Source organism: Litorerythrobacter xanthomarinus (assembly GCF_046254955.1).
In the GTDB taxonomy this organism is placed as follows: Bacteria; Pseudomonadota; Alphaproteobacteria; order Sphingomonadales; family Sphingomonadaceae; genus Qipengyuania_C.
Genome location: NZ_JBJXRG010000002.1, coordinates 1 through 17410, shown reverse-complemented (window position 1 = coordinate 17410; position 17410 = coordinate 1). Strand labels below are relative to the sequence as shown.

20 protein-coding genes are annotated in these 17410 nt (G+C 60.2%); 5 read left to right on the top strand and 15 right to left on the bottom strand.

The window, feature by feature from the left end:
* Positions 1-2: 2 nt before the first annotated feature.
* Positions 3-401 (bottom strand): Co2+/Mg2+ efflux protein ApaG, encoded by a 399-nt coding sequence (gene apaG, locus ACEWMW_RS09300; RefSeq protein ID WP_409413654.1) that lies wholly within the window; start codon positions 399-401, stop codon positions 3-5.
* Positions 402-586: 185 nt separating this feature from the next.
* On the opposite strand from apaG, the gene ACEWMW_RS09295 reads away from it, so the two are divergent.
* Genes ACEWMW_RS09295 through ACEWMW_RS09285 form a run of 3 tightly spaced genes read left to right on the top strand, consistent with a single transcriptional unit; the run spans position 587 to position 2858 of the window.
* A complete protein-coding gene (locus tag ACEWMW_RS09295; protein WP_409413653.1) occupies positions 587-1948 on the top strand; it encodes a TadE/TadG family type IV pilus assembly protein in 1362 nt (453 codons plus the stop codon).
* A gap of 5 nt (positions 1949-1953) precedes the next feature.
* Complete coding sequence (locus tag ACEWMW_RS09290) at positions 1954-2442, top strand: TadE/TadG family type IV pilus assembly protein (RefSeq protein WP_409413652.1); 489 nt, start codon at positions 1954-1956, stop codon at positions 2440-2442.
* Entirely contained in the window at positions 2439-2858 is a 420-nt protein-coding gene (locus ACEWMW_RS09285) for a TadE/TadG family type IV pilus assembly protein (protein ID WP_409413651.1), read from the top strand. The genes ACEWMW_RS09290 and ACEWMW_RS09285 overlap by 4 nt, the downstream gene beginning before the upstream one ends.
* Positions 2859-2891: 33 nt before the next feature.
* Here ACEWMW_RS09285 and ACEWMW_RS09280 read toward each other — a convergent pair whose 3' ends face one another.
* Genes ACEWMW_RS09280 through ACEWMW_RS09270 form a run of 3 tightly spaced genes read right to left on the bottom strand, consistent with a single transcriptional unit; the run spans position 2892 to position 5312 of the window.
* Positions 2892-3491, bottom strand: coding sequence for a 2-hydroxychromene-2-carboxylate isomerase (locus tag ACEWMW_RS09280; protein WP_409413650.1), 600 nt, complete (start codon positions 3489-3491; stop codon positions 2892-2894).
* Entirely contained in the window at positions 3488-4702 is a 1215-nt protein-coding gene (locus ACEWMW_RS09275) for a trans-sulfuration enzyme family protein (RefSeq protein ID WP_409413649.1), read from the bottom strand. Before ACEWMW_RS09275 ends, ACEWMW_RS09280 begins: the two co-directional genes overlap by 4 nt.
* Before the next feature lie 55 nt (positions 4703-4757).
* Positions 4758-5312, bottom strand: a complete 555-nt coding sequence (locus ACEWMW_RS09270; RefSeq protein WP_409413648.1) for a TetR/AcrR family transcriptional regulator — start codon at positions 5310-5312, stop codon at positions 4758-4760.
* Between the two features lie 82 nt (positions 5313-5394).
* On the opposite strand from ACEWMW_RS09270, the gene ACEWMW_RS09265 reads away from it, so the two are divergent.
* Positions 5395-5781, top strand: coding sequence for a hypothetical protein (locus tag ACEWMW_RS09265; protein WP_409413647.1), 387 nt, complete (start codon positions 5395-5397; stop codon positions 5779-5781).
* A 70-nt stretch (positions 5782-5851) separates the two neighbouring features.
* Here the strand turns inward: ACEWMW_RS09265 and ACEWMW_RS09260 are convergent, their stop codons facing one another.
* Positions 5852-6064 (bottom strand): hypothetical protein, encoded by a 213-nt coding sequence (locus ACEWMW_RS09260; protein WP_409413646.1) that lies wholly within the window; start codon positions 6062-6064, stop codon positions 5852-5854.
* A gap of 197 nt (positions 6065-6261) precedes the next feature.
* On the opposite strand from ACEWMW_RS09260, the gene ACEWMW_RS09255 reads away from it, so the two are divergent.
* Complete coding sequence (locus ACEWMW_RS09255; protein ID WP_409413645.1) at positions 6262-7524, top strand: phospholipid carrier-dependent glycosyltransferase; 1263 nt, start codon at positions 6262-6264, stop codon at positions 7522-7524.
* Here ACEWMW_RS09255 and ACEWMW_RS09250 read toward each other — a convergent pair whose 3' ends face one another.
* The 10 genes from ACEWMW_RS09250 to ACEWMW_RS09205 all read right to left on the bottom strand — a co-directional run bounded on the left by ACEWMW_RS09250 (position 7525) and on the right by ACEWMW_RS09205 (position 17243).
* The gene (locus tag ACEWMW_RS09250) at positions 7525-8670 is read right to left on the bottom strand and encodes a glycosyltransferase family 2 protein (RefSeq protein ID WP_409413644.1); all 1146 of its coding nucleotides are present in this window, start codon (positions 8668-8670) and stop codon (positions 7525-7527) included.
* Positions 8671-8724: 54 nt separating this feature from the next.
* The gene (gene leuB / locus ACEWMW_RS09245; RefSeq protein WP_409413643.1) at positions 8725-9783 is read right to left on the bottom strand and encodes a 3-isopropylmalate dehydrogenase; all 1059 of its coding nucleotides are present in this window, start codon (positions 9781-9783) and stop codon (positions 8725-8727) included.
* Entirely contained in the window at positions 9780-10385 is a 606-nt protein-coding gene (recO, locus tag ACEWMW_RS09240) for a DNA repair protein RecO (RefSeq protein WP_409413642.1), read from the bottom strand. Before recO ends, leuB begins: the two co-directional genes overlap by 4 nt.
* Before the next feature lie 27 nt (positions 10386-10412).
* Positions 10413-10661: an accessory factor UbiK family protein gene (locus ACEWMW_RS09235; RefSeq protein ID WP_409413641.1), complete on the bottom strand. Its 249-nt coding sequence runs from the start codon at positions 10659-10661 to the stop codon at positions 10413-10415.
* Between the two features lie 40 nt (positions 10662-10701).
* On the bottom strand, positions 10702-11256 hold the full coding sequence (locus tag ACEWMW_RS09230; RefSeq protein ID WP_409413640.1) for a TspO/MBR family protein: 555 nt from the start codon (positions 11254-11256) through the stop codon (positions 10702-10704).
* Positions 11257-11363: 107 nt separating this feature from the next.
* The gene (locus ACEWMW_RS09225; RefSeq protein ID WP_409413639.1) at positions 11364-12386 is read right to left on the bottom strand and encodes an NAD-dependent epimerase/dehydratase family protein; all 1023 of its coding nucleotides are present in this window, start codon (positions 12384-12386) and stop codon (positions 11364-11366) included.
* A 54-nt stretch (positions 12387-12440) separates the two neighbouring features.
* The gene (locus ACEWMW_RS09220) at positions 12441-13292 is read right to left on the bottom strand and encodes a hypothetical protein (RefSeq protein WP_409413638.1); all 852 of its coding nucleotides are present in this window, start codon (positions 13290-13292) and stop codon (positions 12441-12443) included.
* A 68-nt stretch (positions 13293-13360) separates the two neighbouring features.
* A complete protein-coding gene (gorA, locus tag ACEWMW_RS09215) occupies positions 13361-14725 on the bottom strand; it encodes a glutathione-disulfide reductase (protein WP_409413637.1) in 1365 nt (454 codons plus the stop codon).
* Positions 14726-14820: 95 nt separating this feature from the next.
* On the bottom strand, positions 14821-16221 hold the full coding sequence (locus ACEWMW_RS09210; protein ID WP_409413636.1) for a DEAD/DEAH box helicase: 1401 nt from the start codon (positions 16219-16221) through the stop codon (positions 14821-14823).
* Between the two features lie 218 nt (positions 16222-16439).
* On the bottom strand, positions 16440-17243 hold the full coding sequence (locus tag ACEWMW_RS09205) for a hypothetical protein (protein WP_409413635.1): 804 nt from the start codon (positions 17241-17243) through the stop codon (positions 16440-16442).
* Positions 17244-17410: the final 167 nt, after the last annotated feature.

Below are 17410 nucleotides of genomic sequence, written 5' to 3'. Positions count from 1 at the left end.
GTTCAGGTAGCGGTCGCGGGTGCCGCAAGCGGGAAAAACGGGATTGCCACCTCAAGCGGTGAACCATCCTCGCGGTAGAAAGTGTAATAGCCTTCCATCGAGCCATGCGGCGTCGTCAGCGGACAGCCCGAGACATAGTCATGGCTCTCATTGGGCCGCAGGACCGGTTGCTCGCCCACTACGCCTTCGCCATCGACATGATTGACCATGCCGCGTGCATCTGTGATCCGCCAGTGACGCGAAACCAGCTGGATGACTTCGTGCGAGTGGTTCTCGAGCCGGACGTGATAGACCCAAAACCACTTGCCAGCTTCCGGCTGCGACTGCTCGGGCAGGAAGTTGACCGCGACCCTCACGGTAATGCCGTCGGTGACCGCGGCGTGCTGGAATAGCTCCTTCATAGTGATGCCAGCCTAACGGCTTTGTCCGCTCCTGCAAGGGGTAACGGGGGCAAATACTTGCGAGTTTTCCAGAGTTTTCGGCCGTTCTTGCGCCTGAAAAGCAGGTCTCTCGCGGGTTTCCACAGGCGCATACTTAACCAAGCGGAAACCCTGTTTTCGAGCAATTCTTTAGGGAGACCGGTGGCATGGAAGCAATGACGAATTGCGCCTTTTGCGCAGTATCTGGAGAACTGACGATGCGTGCATTGTTTCGGCGGCTCAAGCAGCTGAGAACCGATTTGAGCGGCAACATCCTGGTGATGGTTGGCGCGGGCACGGCTGCCCTGGTGGGCTCAGCCGGCATCGGCGTGGATGCCGTACAATGGTATCTGTGGAAGCGGCAGATGCAGCAGACTGTGGATTCCGGATCGATGGCTGCGGCGCTTGCGCTGCACAAGGGCGACGACTGGGAAGCGGCTGCCAAGCTCGCAATGAATAAGACCACCAACGAACCTTACTCGATCGAGAAACTGACCAATCCGCCGGACACGGGCGCCTATACGGGCGATAATCTGGCGATCGAAGTCATCGCAACGACTAGTGCCAAGCTACCGTTTTCTAGCGTATTTATGAAAAACGCTGCCGTGATCCGCGTGCGTTCGGTCGCAACTGCGATCGGCGAAGGTGAGCACTGCGTGATCTCGCTTAAGAAAAACGGTGTCGGGATCGGCGTTGTCGGTACGGCCAATGTCAATCTGGGTTGCGGCGTCGCGGCAAACTCCAAGAGCAGCCCTGCAGTAAAGCTCGACGGTAACAGCTACCTCAAGGCCAACCCGATCAGCTCGCAAGGCGGGATCGACTATGCCGATTCCAACATCGACAGCGGGACGACGCTGATTCCCTATGGTGAAGAGGTCGCAGACCCGATTGCCGGGCGCAACCTGACCCCGCCGAACTCCGCCTGTGACAATACCGGCAACAAGGGTATTTCGATCGCACCTTCTGACAATAAGGTCATAAATCCCAGTAGCGCGGGGAGCATCGTCTACGACAAAGACGGTGACGGCTTTACCACGATTTGCGGCGGCCTTGACGTGAAAGGCACGCTGACCCTGCAGTCGGGGATCTACGTCATCGATGGTGGTGATCTGAAGATCAACTCGGGCGCAAAGATCACCGGTAACGATGTCACCATCATCCTGACGGGCGACAATGCCGGCAAGATGGCCGATGTCGATATTTCGGGTAGCGCGGTGGTCGACCTCACGGCGACCGACGACGATACGAGCGACTGGGACGGTATTCTGATTTACCAGGATCCGGTGGGTTCGAACCATACCAGCACGATCAACGGCGGTTCGGACCTCGGTCTGGAAGGCATTGTCTACATGCCCAATGGCGATGTGCAGTTCAACGGCAGCTCGGGCCAGCATGCCGATTGCCTGCTGCTGGTTGCCAGCACCGTCACATTCGGCGGCGAATCCTCGCTCGACTACGATTCGACCAAGTGTCCGTTCGATACGTCGACGATCGATAACGCTTCCAAGATCATCCGGGTGGTGGAGTGATCATCATGCCAAAACTGTCCATCTTCAAGACCCTGCGCGCGCTCAAGCGTGACCAGGAAGGCGTTGCCCTGGTCGAAATGGCGATGTCGATCCCGCTGCTGATGCTGCTGTGCCTCGGCATGATCGATATCTCGCGCCTTGTCGCAGCCAAGATCGACCTCGAACAGGCGGCTCAGCGCACAACCGATTTCGTGCTCGCCAAACGTCCGACCGACGGCCGGACGACAAAATACACTGCCGAAGCAGCCGAAGCAGCCGGTGTTGGTACCGACAAGGTCACTGTCACATTTTTCCTCGAATGCGATGGCGTCCGGGCCGATAAGGTCACCGACGAGTGCCTCGACACCGAGACCACCGCACGCTTCGCCTATGTCTCGATCGCGGATGCGGTTCAGACCGATTTCAACTGGTCGAAAATGGCCAGCTTCTTCGACGGCAAGGAGCGGTCGTCGACCGTTCGTGTCGTGGGCGACAGCACTGTGAGGTACCAATGATCACACGTCTCAAGCCCTTCCACGCGATCAAGCGTGACGAGAACGGTTCTCTCGGTTTCGAATTTGCCATCGCCTTGCCGATCCTGGTGACGCTGATGCTCGGGATCCTGCAGTTCGCGATGGTGCTGCATGCGTCGGGCGCGATGCGCAACGCGATGGGCGAAGGGCTACGGCTCGCCAAGGTCAATCCAACAGCGACCGCCGCCGAAGTGACCGATGAAACCAAGGACGAGTTCGTTGGCGTCGCGCACAGCGGGATCAAGAAGCTGGTGTTTACCCGCGGTACAAGCACCAATGGCGCGAGTTTCGGCAAGATGGTGATGCAGTACGAACTGCAGCCGCTGCTGCCGTTTGCACCGATCCCGCCGATCGTGATCAACGAGGAAAAGCAGATTTACCTGCAGGCGGGCCTCTAACCAAGGCCAGAGAACGCTGCGGCTAGCAGAGGCTCAGCCGGCGAGCTGTTCTTCGATTTGCCCCAGGCGTTCCTTGCCGAAATAGATCTCGCCATCGACGAACATCGTCGGAATGCCGAATGCCCCGCGTTCGACCGCGCTTTCGGTATTTTCGATCAGTTGCTGCTTAATTGCCGGATCCTGCGTTGCGTCCAGCAGCGCCGCGCCATCGTGGCCCGCTTCGCTTAGAGCCGCCCCAAACGTCTCGGCATCGCCCGGCAGGACACTGTCTTCCCACACCAGCTTGAGAATGGTTTCTGCCAAAGCGACACGCTCGCTGCCTTCTACAGCCAGCAGCATGCGCTGCGACGTTATCGAATTAAACGGAAACTCAGGCGGCATGGTGTATTTATCGAGGCCGTGCTTCGCAATGAAACGCTGCATCTCGATCATCGCATAGGCGTTCTTGCCCTTGATTTCGGCATCGCGAATGAACGGCGGAGCATTGCCGGTCAGCTTGTGCATCCCGCCGAGGAATACCGGTGTGACTTCCAGCTGCGCATCTTGACGTTCGGCCAGCTCGCGTAGCGGCCACCACACCATATAGGCATTGGGGCTAACGCAGTCGAAAATCAGTTCCACGGTCTTGGTCATGATTCTAGCCCTGCTGCCTTTAGCGCCTCGTCGATGTCCTCCTTGAGGTCTTCGATGTCCTCAAGGCCGACATTGATCCGCAGCATGCCTTCCACCACGCCCATTTCCTGTCGCGCTTGCTCGGTCATACCGGCATGGGTGGTTGAGGCCGGGTGGCACATGAGGCTGCGCGCGTCGCCGATATTGTTCGAGATATCGACGAGCTGCAAAGCGTCGAGGATCGCGTGAGCCTGTTTCCGCCCACCATCGACGACGAAGCTGAAAATCGGCCCGCAGGCGTCCATCTGGCTCATGGCGAGATTGTGCTGCGGATGGCTCGGGAGGCCCGGATGCAGCATCTGCGGCACGCGGCCTTCCATGAACTTGCCCAGCGCAAGTGCATTCTCGCTCTGCTTGTGGGCGCGCAGCGAAAGCGTCTCGAGCCCTTTCAGGACCACCCAGGCATTGAAGGGCGCGAGGTTCGGCCCGGTGTTGCGCTGAAATGGCAGCAGTGTCTCGTTGATGAACTTCTCGGTCCCGCAGACCGCACCGGCGAGCACCCTGCCCTGCCCGTCCATCAGCTTGGTGGCCGAATAAGCAACCACATCCGCACCGAATTCGAGCGGGCGCTGGAGCGCAGCGGTGGCAAAGGCATTATCGACGACCGTTGTAATCCCGTGCGACTTCGCGAGATCGCAGACATGCTTGAGATCGACGATATCGAGCGTGGGATTGGCGGGCGTTTCGAAGAAGAACACCTTGGTGTTGGGCCGTATCGCCGTTTCCCAGGCGTCATTGTCAGCACTGTCGATCACTGTGGTCTCGATGCGGAAGCGCGGCAGGAGCTCATCGACCAGCCAACGGCACGAGCCGAATGCAGCGCGCGCCGAAACGCAGTGGTCACCTGCCGATAACTGGCACAATAGCGCCGCAGTCATCGCCGCCATTCCGCTGGCCTGTGCGCGGCAAGCTTCGGCCCCTTCGAGCAGCGCGATACGCTCTTCGAGCATGGCGACTGTGGGGTTCTGAAGGCGCGAATAGGTCATGCCTTGTTCGTCGCCCGCAAAGCGCGCGGCAACGGTTGCAGCATCATCGTAGGTGTAGCCCGAAGTGAGGAACAGCGCCTCGCTCGTTTCCCCATGCTCGCTGCGCCAAGTACCTCCGCGGATGGCGCGCGTTGCGGGGCGCCATTTCGAAGTGATCGAGCGATCTGTGCCAGTGGTCTTTTTCATCGCGGGGCGGTGTAAGCGCGGTTACTAACGCGGGCAAGCGCCTTGGCCATGGTGATCAGCCGAGTTTCTGCGATTTCAGGCCGTCTGCCGCAATGCCGCCCCGCCCGATCGCCTCGAGCATCTGCGTTCCTTCGATCAGCGTGAGCAGGTAACGCGCGCCGCTAGCTGGATCGGGATCGTCAGCTGGCATTTGCCGTTCGAGCCATGCCAGCAGTGTATCCATCACCGACTGCGCAGCGCTCAGATATCCGGCATTGCCCCGCGCGCAGCCGGCGACGATTTGCCACCACAGCGCGAGGAACGGTTTCATCGCGTCATCGCCGGTGGAATCAAGCACGCGCGCCAGCACTTCCTCTCGGGACTTGGCTGGTTTGGCCGCAAATGCGGCATCGAGCAGCTTCGCATATGTCTCGGCAATGTAATCGAGAACGTCGTCGACAAGCTGTTCCTTGCTGCCAAAGTGATAGATGAGCATGCGGTCGCTGGTTCCGGCGGCTTTAGCCAAGGGGCGCAGGCTTGCATGCTCCATCCCGTGCTCAAGTACGTGCGCTGCAAGCGCCGGAAGCAGCGTTTCACGCGACATGCGTAGCTTCTTTGGAGAACTGTTCATTGGCACGTCCATACGCACTTGTAGCAAGTGCTACATTCATGTACAAATGTAGCATCTGCTACAGACGAGTCGGAGAGAATACATGTCGTCATTCGAGATCCTGGCCATAATCGGCATCGCCGCCACAGTGGCGGTGATTATCTATATCGTTGCCACGCAGGTGGAAACCGGCAGCCCCCTCCTTGCTGCGGCGCTATCGCTTGGCTTTGGCGGCTACACCTTTCTTACGATGAGCCGCGAAGGTGCTGATATCCTTTGGGCCAATCACACGGAGACTTTCTGGGGCGTACAGGTGTGGTGGGACCTGCTGATATCGGTCAGCCTCGCACTATTCTTGATCGCGCCTCGCGCGCGGGCTCGGGGCATGAAGATCTTGCCATGGGCATTGTTCGTGGCCGCGACCGCCAGCATCGGCTTGCTCGCGATGGTGGCTCGGCTATTCTGGTTGGAACGTCATAGCGAAAGTTGAGGAAAGCATTCCAGGCACAAAAAAGCGGGGCGCTATGGCCCCGCTTTTCTTGAAATGTTGATGGTCGCGATCAGGCGCTGATCGGATCATCGTCTCCATCGTCAATAATCAGGTAGAGACCAACCGCTGCGGCAGCAGCGAGGACCAAAATCAGTGGCGAAATCGAGCCAAGTTCGCTTTCCTGCTCAGCAGTAGCGGTTTGTGCTGTCTGTGCCTGTACGGCTACCGGTGCGGCTGCAAGCGATACAGCTGCAAATGCCGATGCGAATTTTCCTAGCTTCATGTTCATGTCCCTGAATTACTGCGACTCTTGGTTGAGAACGTGTTGTGGCAGATAGCGTTCCAAATATGTTGTATGAATCAGCCATTTCGCCCTTCTTTGCGGCAAAACGAGAATTTTGCGCGACGAATTGAGTCGCAAACTATTTCCCAAAGACATTTGCTTGCTCTGCGGGGATTCCATTTCTAGCCAGTACCTTAATGAGCTACGCGCCGCCCCATCCTCGCGACCCGATCGGCTGGTGCTGGGCCATTGCTACGCTATTTGGTGCGTTGATCGTGATCCGAATCAACATTCCCTCGCAGCCGCTGTTCGACGAAGTGCACTATCTGCCCGCCGCGCGCGCGCTGATCGATGGCGCAGAGGCCCTAAACCGGGAACACCCCCCGCTTGGCAAGGAACTCATCGCGGCAGGCATGGCCATGTTGGGCGATGCTCCGCTGGGATGGCGCCTGTTCCCGGCTCTTGCCGGCGTTGCCACGCTCTTCGCAAGCTGCCGCGCCTTGTGGTTTGCCAGCTTTTCGCACGTCGCCACCATCGCGTTCGGCGTCCTTCTGGGAAGCGGCTTCATCCTGTTCATCCAGTCGCGGATCGCCATGCTGGATATCTTCATGGCCTGCTTTTGCGCGATCGCAGCGTGGCAGTTCGCTGCCGCCATTCGCGAACCGGAACGCGGCAGAATACGATTGGCTCTTGCCGGAACCGCGTTGGGCCTGGCAGCAGCCTCGAAATGGAACGCGCTGCCGTTGCTTCCCCTGCCCGGCCTCGCTTTCCTCGCCGCGCGCATTCATGCGACAGGCTGGCGCGCGGCTTGGTCATCGCGCGGGGCGCCTGTTCCGGGAATTAGCCTTGCGGAAGCCGCGTTGTGGCTGGGGCTGGTCCCGTTCCTCGCGTACTGGCTGACCTTCTGGCCAGTCACCGGGGGCCTCGATCTCGGAGCATTCATCGCGCGCCAGCAAGAGATGATTGCGCTGCATCAGAGCGTGCTCGAACTGCATCCCTACCAGAGTACCTGGCCTGACTGGGTGCTCAACGTGCGTGCAATCTGGTATCTCTACGAGCCCGTCGACGGAGCTCAGCGCGGTGTAATGCTAATCGGCAATCCGCTTACCATGCTGCTGGGTCTCGGCGCGCTGGGTTGGTGCGCCTGGGCCGCGATCAAACACAGGCGGGTCGACTGCCTCTCCGTGGTGGTAATCTATCTGGCGAGCCTTGGCGCCTGGTTCGTCGCCGACAAGCCGGTGCAGTTCTATTACCACTACTTTGTACCCAGCATCGCATTGCTGGCCGCGCTTGCGCTTCTGGTTGACGAGCTCTGGCGCGACGGCTGGCGCCGGATCGCGATGTTCATTCCCGCTGCAAGTATTGCGATTTTCGCGTGGTTCTACCCGATCCTCAGCGCGGCCCCGCTCGGTGGACCGCAAGCATTCACGACATGGATGTGGCTCGACAGCTGGAGGTAGTTAATACCTGCCCCAGACAAATCGGGACGACAGTGCGTAGTTCCAGACCGAGCCTACGCCGATCCCGGCGAGGGCCGCCAGGATCCAGTGCAAGCCTTCGGATTCGAGCAGCGTTGCAACCGCCACATTGGCGAATCCGCCGACTGCACAGGTCAAGCAGAAGCTGATCCAGCCGGTCATCACGGCCTTCGTTCCTTTCAGGCGCTGGTCGCGATAGGTCAGCCAGTTGTTGAGCCAGAAGTTGAAGCTCATCGCGCTGAGCACGGCAATTGTCTGAGCGACAGTGAACGCGCCATCGTAGATGAACAGCACTGCCCACAGCACCGCCATATGGACGAGAACTCCGCTCGCCCCAACGGTGCCAAACAGTGCAAATCGCGTCGGGATCAGCTTGCCGAATGTCTTGTCGTAAAGGCCGGCGAGGAAATCGAATGCGATCGCGCGGTCGAGCTTGCTTTCGCCCGAACGGCGCGCTGCGAAGCTCAGAGGAAATTCTTTCACGGTGAGAGTCTCCGAAGATGTCGCCAACAGGTCGAGCAGGATTTTGAAGCCGATACCCGAGAGGTTCGGCACGAGCGCCCGCGCCCGATCGCTCGAAAGCAGGAAATAGCCACTCATCGGATCGCTCAGCGATACGCCCGTCAGCTTGCGCGCCATGGCATTGGCGACGCCGGAGAGCTTTTCTCGGTCCGGACGGCCCCATTCTTCCATGCTCGCGCCTTCGGCAAAGCGCGAAGCGACTGCCACATCCGCTTCGCCCGAGCGCACGGCTTCGAGCATACCAGGAAGCAATGCCGGATCGTGCTGATGATCGGCATCCATTACCGCGACATACGGCGCAGCGGTCGCGCAAAAGCCTTCGATTGCAGCGCTTGCAAGGCCGCGGCGACCGATGCGCTGGATCACGCGCACGCGCGGATCCGTCAGCGAGAGGGTACGTGCGGCCTCGGCGGTGCCATCGGCGCTGTTGTCGTCGACAATCAGCACTTCCCAGCGCAGCGCTCCAAGCGCGCCATCGATCCGTTCGACCAGCGAAGGCAGATTATCGCGCTCGTTGAGCGTGGGGAGAATGATGGCGAGCTCGAGCGACTTTCCGTCGCTCGCTGCCCTTACGGCATCGGAAACCGTCGTGTGCGTCATGTCCATGACCTCGCGCGATATATGGTAAACGTCAACGCAAGGTTACTCTCAGCGCATTTTTCAGAGCCGCGCGAGCACCGCGTCGCCGACTTCGCGGCATCCTGCTTCACCGCCGATATCGCCGCCGCGCACGCCATTACCGAGCGCCTTTGCAACCGCCGCTTCGATCCGTGCCGCCTCCGCTTCGCAGCCGAAGGAATGGCGCAGCATCATCGCGGCCGAAAGGATCATCGCCATCGGATTGGCGATATCCTTCCCCGCGATATCGGGCGCGCTGCCATGAATCGGCTCGTAAAGGCCGAAAGTGCCATGGTCGGTCCGCCGTTCGCCGAGCGATGCGCTCGCCAATAATCCGATCGAACCGACACAGACGCTCGCCTGGTCCGAGAGGATATCGCCGAACAGGTTTCCGGTCAGCACTACGTCGAAAGCGCCGGGCGCGCGTACCAGCTGCATCGCGGCGTTATCGACATACATGTGTTCGAGCGCGACGTCGGGGAAGTCCTTGGCGACTTCGATCACCGTATCGCGCCACACCTGGCTGGTTTCGAGGACATTGGCCTTGTCGACGCTGGTGACCTTGCCCCGGCGCCCCTGCGCCGCGCGAAATGCGAGCTCGGCGATCCGCCTCACTTCGCTTGTCCGGTAGGACATCCGGTCCCAGCCTTCGCGCTCGCCATTCTCCAGCGTGTCGATACCCTTCGCACCGAAATAGACGTCGCCGTTCAGTTCGCGCACAATCAGCAGGTCGATGGCGCTCGCCACTTCTGGGCGCAGCGTGGATAGCTCCTCCAGCCCTTCGAATAGCTTGGCCGGGCGCAGATTGGCGAACAGGCCGAGTTCAGCGCGCAGGCCCAGGATCGCCTGTTCGGGCCGCAACTCGCGCTTGAGATCGTCGCAGGCCGGATCCCCCACCGCACCGAACAGGATTGCCTCCGAAGCGCGCGCGAGGTCGAGCGTTTCCTTGGGTAGCGGATGACCGTGATTGCGGAAGGCGATGCCGCCGACATCGGCTGTGCGCATTTCGACACCGGGCAAATCGAGCGCTTCGAGCACGCGCACCGCCTGCGCGGAAACTTCGGGGCCGATCCCATCGCCGGGAAGGAGCGCAATCTTCATTCTTCCATCCGTGCCAGTCGCGCTCTCAGCAGCGCTCGCGTTGCCATAACATCGCTTTGATGCCCGGCAAGCAGGTTGCGCGCGATTTGAGGTTCCATGAGGTCGAGAATTTCGAGGGCCTCCGATAGATTGGCTACCTGCGGACGCGTTTCGCCGCCGCCATATCCGAGATCTCGCAGCATCAGGCTTTCGAAGGCGACCAGCGCAGGTGCCCACCCACGCGCCGAGGGCGCTCCGCAGACCGCGTCGAGCAAGCCGCCCAGCGCGTGATAGAGCGCGGGATAGGCATTGCGTTCGGGCAAGGCGCTGGCGGTAAGCGCGCAGGTCCAGTTGATCGCTGCAGCGGCCAAAGGTTCGCTCAGCCAGGGTCCGCGACTGGTGACAAGTTCCAGCCGCGCGAAGGGTAGCTGGCTGTCAGAGCGGGCGCGCAAGTCAGCCTCGACGAGATTTCCGGGAATGACTACGGGCCGCAATTGCCGCCCCCTGCCCCCGGCGACATAGCCCGCCACCAGGCCGTTCTGCTCGGTGAGCATACGCGCCACGACCGCCGTCTCGCCATGCGGGCGAGCGGCAACAAGGATGGCGGGTGCGCGAAGCTGCATGGCCAAGCGCCTACAGCGCCAGCAAGATTATTTCGAGAGCTTCGCTTCCAGCTGCGCAACGCGGGCCTTGAGCTCTTCCGCTTCTTCGCGCGCCTTCGCTGCCATCGCCTTGACCGCGTCAAATTCTTCTCGGCTGACGAAATCCATTCCGCCAACCGCTTCACGCAGGCGTTCTTTTGCGCCTTCGCGCGCCTCGCGCGTCATGCCGGCAAAAGTGCCCGCGGCACCATTGGCGAGTTTAACGAGATCGGCGACGAGGGGGTTTTCACTTTGCATGATGGAGTATTTGGAGATCGAGGCGCCCCGCGGCAACCCCCTATAGCTCCACCCGCTGGACCGCGCTGCCATCTCCGCTCGAAGAGGCGTTGGGATTGAGCTCGAGGAACTGCCAGTTGAGCACCGTCGCGAAGAGGATCCATGCGAGATAAGGCAGCAGCAACAAAGCAGCTAGACGCCGCACGCGCCAGAACAGCACGATGGTGATGATCACTAGCAAGTCGAGAATGCCGATGATCATTAGTGCCATCTCGATGTCGCGCATCCCGAAGAACACCGGATTCCAGGTGACGTTGACCAGCAGTTGGACGATGAAGGCGGTGATGGCGATCGCGCGCCCGCGAGCGCCCCACGCAGCGCATACCAGTGCCAGCGCGATACCCATCAGGAGGTAGAGAATTGTCCAGGCCAATGGGAATGCCCAGAACGGCGGCATGATGTCGGGCATGTCGAGCGACATGAACCAGCGGTTTTCTGCCCCGCCCGGTGCGGCGCGGCCGCTCAGGAAGCCGAGCAGCAGTACAGCTGGTACTGTCAGCAAGGCCCAGCGAAAGAAGCTGGCACGAAGTTGTCCGCGCGAAGCAAGAACGTTCATTCAGTCCCCCGAAACCGGATTGCAGGCGATTCGATCACTTGCGGGTATAGGCAGGCCCTGCTTGCGCCTGCAACGTGCCTCTTGGCGGCGTTCCACATGGGAACAGCTCAAACCTTGACCACGCCGTGCTCGATCAGGCTCTTGGCGCAATCGAGGATCGTCTCTTCCTCGGCGCGAGTCTTCCAACCGAGGCGCTCCTTTGCGTGCGAGGAATCGGCATTGCGTGTCTTGCCAAGCTCGGCCTTGATCTGCTTCACGCCCGGATTGAATAACGCCAACACCGACACCATCCAGCCAGGCATGCGTCTGGTCGGAACCTTGCGCGCCTGTTTTTCCGGCAAGCCATTTCGAAGCACTTCACCGATCTCGAGCGCTTTCATAAAGCGACCGGCGGCCATGAACCGCTCGCCGGCCAGGCCCGGCTCTTCCAGGCAGCGCACATGCAGATCAGCGATGTCGCGGGTGTCGACCACGGCAAAACCGAGATCCGGTGCCATGGGCATCGAACCGTCGAGCAATTGCTTCACCAGTTCGACACTGGCGGAGAAATCCCCGCTATAAACCGGTCCCAGCACCATCGATGGATTGACAGACACGAATTCCATATCGGTTCCCGTTGCGTCGACCCATTCGCGCGCTGCCCGTTCTGCAATCGTCTTCGATTTCACGTAAGCGTAGACATCGGGATGATTGACGTCGGTCCAGTCGCTTTCGTCGACGGTGTAGACCTTGTCGTCGCGGCCATAGGCAATCGCTGCCATCGAACTTGTCTGGACGAACCGCTTTGCGCCCGCATCGCTCGCAAATCGCAACGCCCGCAAAGTGCCTTCGCGCGCCGGAACGATCAGCTCGTCCTCATTCTTGGGTGCATTGATCGGGATGGGAGAGGCGACGTGGATTACGCCCTCACAACCGGCGTTCGCTTCCGCCCAGCCCTCGTCGCTCTGCAAATCAGCCTGGAACACCTTGAGGTGATCATCAGCATCACTCCAGCGCTCGCGCAGCCCCGGCTCGCTCTTGGCCTTGTTTCTTACAGTGGTGTGGACCGTATAGCCCTTGGCGAGCAGCTGCCCGATGACTTCGCCGCCGATATAGCCTGTCCCGCCTGTGACCAGTACTGTTCCCGACATGTAAATCTCCCTTTGAACGTAGGCTACGCCAAAGGGTTGCAGGCAGCAACGGGTCTATTCGCTTGGCGGTGACGGGAGAACATTGGGGTCGCGGGTATGCGGATATTGCGCGTAGAAACGCTCACGCGATTCCGGTGAACCAACTACCAGGATCTCTCCCGGGCCGCATTGTTCCTGGATCTCCTTTTCGAGCTCTGGATCGATATATGCCGAAGGCGGACCGCCCCAATGCATATCTTCGCCAAGCCGCGCGCGCACATGCCCGGAAACGCGATCCCGCAGGATGTAATATCCTTCGTCATCGATATCGAGACCGATCTCCCCGTGGAAGAAGGCCAGCTTATCCGGGGTTCCGAAGCCTTCGGACCCGTAAAAGCAACCATCGCGCAGCTCGACCCGGCCCGACAGCAACGCCTCGTTCTGGGCCCCGGTGCGCGCGGTTGATGCGGGCCAAATCCGGATTCCGCCATCCGCGGCATCCGAAACCGCCGGAAGGTTCATCGGCGGTACAAAGCTGAATGTGATGTGCTGGGGGATCGTCCAGTCGTTATCGTCGACCCAGGCGAGGAACTCGGCTTCAGTCATCCCCGTGTCGAGCATATTGACCGGGCCATCCGGGCCCTTGCCTCCGAAGCCTGCACCAAGCAGCGCGTTGCGTGCCTCCAGCCGGTCATACCAGGCCTGGCCGATCTCCATGGCATTTGAAGGCAATGGCGGGCTCCCATCGCGGCGGACCCAGCTTCCGTCGCCGAGACGAGGTTCGGCCATCAGCGCCTTGTAATCAGGAGTGGGCGCTTGGGTCTGCGTGGCATATTCGGTCGGGCCGCTCGCTGCGGCCCCTTCATTGCCTTGGCTGCAGGCAGCACAGGACAGCGCGATGAGTGGCAACAGATTGAAAATACGCATGGAATCGACCTTGCATCAATTGAGCGCAATATTCTCGCCTCATCTAATGAGCGGATGCTGAACGCCGATCAGCGCAAGAGTACGAGCTCCTCGGCCATGGTCGGGTGGATCGCGGTTGTGGCATCGAAATCGGCCTTGGTCAGCCCGGCCTTCACTGCCACAGCAGCAGCCTGCATCATTTCAGCAGCCTCGGGCGCGATCATGTGGATGCCCACGATCCGGTCATTCGCTGCATCGCAGACCATCTTGAACAGCGAGCGCTCGTTGCGACCCGCGAGCACGTTCTTCATCGGCCGGAAGTCCGACTGGTAAACCTTGATATTGCCCAATGAGTTGCGCGCCTGGCCTTCGGTGAGGCCCACCGCTGCAATCGGCGGATGACTGAACACGGCGCTGGGAATGCAGGAATGGTCGACCGCATAGGGCTCGACATCGCCGAACACACTATCGGCGAAGGCCTGCCCTTCGCGGATCGCGACGGGGGTCAACTGCACACGGTCGGTCACATCGCCCACCGCATAGATGTGGTCGACATTGGTTTTCGAGAATTCGTCTACCTTGATTTCGCCCTTTTCGCCCAGCTCGACTCCTGCATTGCCAAGGCCCAGGCCTTCGACATTGGGCACACGTCCGGTCGCGAACATGACCAGGTCGACAATCTCTTCGTCATTGTCCGAAAGCTTCACATGGAAGCCACCATCGTCACACGGCTTGATGTACTTGAATACCGTGTTGAACTTGAATTCGATGCCTTTAATGATCGAAATCTGCAGCAGACGATCGCGCAAAGCTTCGTCATAGCTGCGCAGCAACTGGTCGCCGCGATTGACGAGGCAGACCTTGCTTCCGAACTCGTTGAAAATACCGGCGAACTCATTGGCGATATAGCCGCCGCCGGCGATGATGATCTTCTTCGGAATTTCGTCGAGATGGAAGGCTTCGTTGGAGGTGATGGCGTGCTCGGAGCCCTCGAATTCGGGGACATGCGGACGCGCGCCGGTCGCGATCAGGATGTATCTCGCGGTGACGGTCTTGCCGCTGGCGAGCCTGATCTCGTGCGGTCCAACAAGTTCTGCCCGCTCATGGAAAATCTCGACATTGTGGTTCTCGAGCGTCTCTTCATAGAGCCCGTTGAGACGATCCACGTCGTTGAGCACGTTATCGCGCAGCGTAATCCAGTCGAACTCGATATCATCGGTCGACCAGCCGAAATTGCGCGCATCCTTCAGATCTTCGGCGAAGTGCGCGCCGTAAACGAGCATCTTCTTGGGTACGCAGCCGCGGATGACACAGGTTCCGCCAACCCGGTGCTCTTCGGCCACTGCCACCTTCGCACCATGCGCGGCGGCAACGCGGCTGGCGCGCACGCCGCCCGAGCCGGCCCCGATGGTGAAAAGGTCGTAGTCGTAGTTTTCGGAATCCTGGTCGGCCATGCGAATGCTCCTGCTGTGCGGGGGATATGGCGGCAAGCAACGCGCTTGCCAACCATGCCGTTGTCAGGAGCTATTCGCTACTTGGCAGCAGGAAGTTACCCCTGGGCAGCGCGCGGTGCATTTCCTGGCTTACCACCGCGACGATTGCCGCCCCGGCGATTGCCGCCGCCGGGATTACCCTGGCCAGCGTGCGCCGGTTTACCCTTGCGCGACGGATGCTTGCGCTTGGAGCGGTTTCCTTGCGGCGTATCGCCTTGCGGACGAGCACCTTTGGGCTTCGGGTTGACGCGCTGACGCTGCTGCTTGGGCGGCGGCTTGGTCGGGCCGACGCCTTCAACCACTGCGCGAAAGTTCTCCGGCAACGGCAAGCGTTCGAATTCGGCATCGGTCGTCTTGCGAATATCCTTGAGATAAGCGCGTTCGTCCTCGCCGCAGAATGCGATTGCAATACCGTCTGCCCCGGCACGCGCCGTCCGGCCAATGCGGTGGACATACTGCTCGGGCACATTGGGCAGCTCGTAATTGATCACGTGGCTTACACCCGGGATATCGATCCCGCGCGCGGCAACGTCAGTCGCGACCAAGATCGGCGTCTTGGCCTTCTTGAACTCGGCGAGCGCGCGTTCGCGCTGCGGCTGGCTTTTGTTGCCATGGATCGCGTTAGCCGGAATGCCCTTCTGGCTCAGCTTCTTCACCACACGATCAGCGCCGTGCTTCGTGCGCGTGAAGATCAGCACGCGCTCGAACTTGCCGGGTACTTCGTGGCGCTGCGAGAGGATGAGCTCGAGCAGAGCCTGCTTCTCCTCGTGCTGGACCATGAAAAGATACTGGTCGATGCGTTCAGCGGTCGTGGCAGATGGGGTCACGCTCACATGGACCGGGTTGCGACAATATTTGCCGACCAATTCCTTGATCTGCTTGGGCATGGTGGCGCTGAAGAACAGCGTCTGCCGCTCGGCCGGGACCAGCTCGCTGATCTTGCGCAGAGCGTGGATAAAGCCAAGGTCGAGCATCTGATCGGCTTCGTCGAGCACGAGGATCTCAACACCGTCGAGACGGAAGGCGCGCTGGTCGATCAGGTCGATCAGGCGGCCCGGCGTGGCGACCAGGATATCGGTGCCGCGGTGCAGCTTGTTGCGATCCTTGTTGACCGAGGTCCCGCCGACGATCGAGTGAACCTTGAGGCCCGCCAATGCGCCATATTCCTTGGCTGCCTGGGCAATCTGCCCGGCCAGTTCGCGCGTTGGCGCGAGCACCAACATGCGGCAGCTCTTGAATGGGGTTTGACGATCGGCAGCGCGCAGCCGGTCGATAGCTGGCAGCATGAAAGCCGCAGTCTTGCCGGTACCGGTCTGGGCGATACCCATGAGGTCGCGCCCGTCGAGTACAGCCGGGATTGCCTGCGCCTGGATCGGCGTGGGTTCGCTATAGCCCTTCATATCGAGGGCCTGGAGCACGGGCTGCGACAGCCCGAGAGAATCAAAAGTAGTAGTCATTATAGAGTGTTAAACTCGCAATATATGCGGCGCGCAGAGTCACAGCTCGCGCGGCGCGGGTGTCAAAACGACCCGCGTGAAAAGGGAAGTCTCTTGGAAATCGTCGAAGTCGCGGCCGGGCGGATGATTTTGATTTTTTTCCGCCGCTTCACGCTGGCTAGCGCGCTTCGTTCGAGCGCCATGTGGATGCTGCACTGCAAAAAGTCAAAGGAATTCGACTATTCGCTCTCCCGGTCCTGGCCTCTTGCCGCAGCGATTTGCTCTTGAGTGAGCGGCTCGCCGAAGGTTGGAACGCATTCGCGGCCGACTTCATCACCCAGCAAAACGCACATTCTGATCGCGGCTGACATCAATTCCTCGCGCGCGCTATTCAACACATGCGAAGAGCGGAAGGCAGAAAGCATGTGCATCCTGATTTCGTCATCTTCGCAAAGCGCATCGTAGCCCTCATCTCCGATGCCCACTTCGGCAGTCTCGGGATCAAAACTAAGAGGAAACTTGTCATTGAACAAAGCGCCTTCTTCAACGTTAATGCTGCGGAAGAACTCCTGCTGCTGAGTGAATTGGGCGAGGCCACCGTGAAATGTACTCACGGCATTCCTCACTTGGGGATCTCTCAGGCGGCCGAGGCCTCCCGCGCCGACCATCTCGTCATAAGCCGTTGAGGGTGGATTAAGCGGGGGAAAAAATTGCGTGTTAGCAAGCGCGCCCCAGCCGCTTCGTCCTGGACACGAGCCTCTATTGATCAGCTGGTCAAGCGCTTCAACTTGTCTCTCCTTCGGTCGTTCAAAAAATCCGATCTGACCACGAATTATTGGGATCGCCATTTGCGATTCCTCGAACAATCGCTCGACCAGTTCACGCTGCTCACGCGCTTCCTTGCGGTCCTCGATCCAGGTGCCAACCTGCACTGCCAGCAGCACGCCAAGCACGATTCCGACCGTCTCGAACAGCAACAGCGCCCATTCGGTATCGCCGATGCCCGAAACGCCTTTGCGAACCCGATGCCAGATTGTGACCATGATCTACTCCCACCTGACGGGAGAAGTCGCGCAAAACGCGCCGAATGGCAAGGCGCACGGATCGGCAATCAAGCAATCCGCGCCGCCTCCCCTCCTCAGAACCCGATTGCGAAGCCGATTTGTGCGGTGACGCGGTCATCGCCGGTGTTGCCTGCGATCCCGGCGCC

Excerpts from the sequence above, each read along its gene's own strand:
- apaG (WP_409413654.1), bottom strand. The coding sequence starts at position 401 with ATGAAGGAGCTATTCCAGCACGCCGCGGTCACCGACGGCATTACCGTG.
- ACEWMW_RS09295 (WP_409413653.1), top strand. The coding sequence starts at position 587 with ATGGAAGCAATGACGAATTGCGCCTTTTGCGCAGTATCTGGAGAACTG.
- ACEWMW_RS09290 (WP_409413652.1), top strand. The coding sequence starts at position 1,954 with ATGCCAAAACTGTCCATCTTCAAGACCCTGCGCGCGCTCAAGCGTGAC.
- ACEWMW_RS09285 (WP_409413651.1), top strand. The coding sequence starts at position 2,439 with ATGATCACACGTCTCAAGCCCTTCCACGCGATCAAGCGTGACGAGAAC.
- ACEWMW_RS09280 (WP_409413650.1), bottom strand. The coding sequence starts at position 3,491 with ATGACCAAGACCGTGGAACTGATTTTCGACTGCGTTAGCCCCAATGCC.
- ACEWMW_RS09275 (WP_409413649.1), bottom strand. The coding sequence starts at position 4,702 with ATGAAAAAGACCACTGGCACAGATCGCTCGATCACTTCGAAATGGCGC.
- ACEWMW_RS09270 (WP_409413648.1), bottom strand. The coding sequence starts at position 5,312 with ATGAACAGTTCTCCAAAGAAGCTACGCATGTCGCGTGAAACGCTGCTT.
- ACEWMW_RS09265 (WP_409413647.1), top strand. The coding sequence starts at position 5,395 with ATGTCGTCATTCGAGATCCTGGCCATAATCGGCATCGCCGCCACAGTG.
- ACEWMW_RS09260 (WP_409413646.1), bottom strand. The coding sequence starts at position 6,064 with ATGAAGCTAGGAAAATTCGCATCGGCATTTGCAGCTGTATCGCTTGCA.
- ACEWMW_RS09255 (WP_409413645.1), top strand. The coding sequence starts at position 6,262 with ATGAGCTACGCGCCGCCCCATCCTCGCGACCCGATCGGCTGGTGCTGG.
- ACEWMW_RS09250 (WP_409413644.1), bottom strand. The coding sequence starts at position 8,670 with ATGGACATGACGCACACGACGGTTTCCGATGCCGTAAGGGCAGCGAGC.
- leuB (WP_409413643.1), bottom strand. The coding sequence starts at position 9,783 with ATGAAGATTGCGCTCCTTCCCGGCGATGGGATCGGCCCCGAAGTTTCC.
- recO (WP_409413642.1), bottom strand. The coding sequence starts at position 10,385 with ATGCAGCTTCGCGCACCCGCCATCCTTGTTGCCGCTCGCCCGCATGGC.
- ACEWMW_RS09235 (WP_409413641.1), bottom strand. The coding sequence starts at position 10,661 with ATGCAAAGTGAAAACCCCCTCGTCGCCGATCTCGTTAAACTCGCCAAT.
- ACEWMW_RS09230 (WP_409413640.1), bottom strand. The coding sequence starts at position 11,256 with ATGAACGTTCTTGCTTCGCGCGGACAACTTCGTGCCAGCTTCTTTCGC.
- ACEWMW_RS09225 (WP_409413639.1), bottom strand. The coding sequence starts at position 12,386 with ATGTCGGGAACAGTACTGGTCACAGGCGGGACAGGCTATATCGGCGGC.
- ACEWMW_RS09220 (WP_409413638.1), bottom strand. The coding sequence starts at position 13,292 with ATGCGTATTTTCAATCTGTTGCCACTCATCGCGCTGTCCTGTGCTGCC.
- gorA (WP_409413637.1), bottom strand. The coding sequence starts at position 14,725 with ATGGCCGACCAGGATTCCGAAAACTACGACTACGACCTTTTCACCATC.
- ACEWMW_RS09210 (WP_409413636.1), bottom strand. The coding sequence starts at position 16,221 with ATGACTACTACTTTTGATTCTCTCGGGCTGTCGCAGCCCGTGCTCCAG.
- ACEWMW_RS09205 (WP_409413635.1), bottom strand. The coding sequence starts at position 17,243 with ATGGTCACAATCTGGCATCGGGTTCGCAAAGGCGTTTCGGGCATCGGC.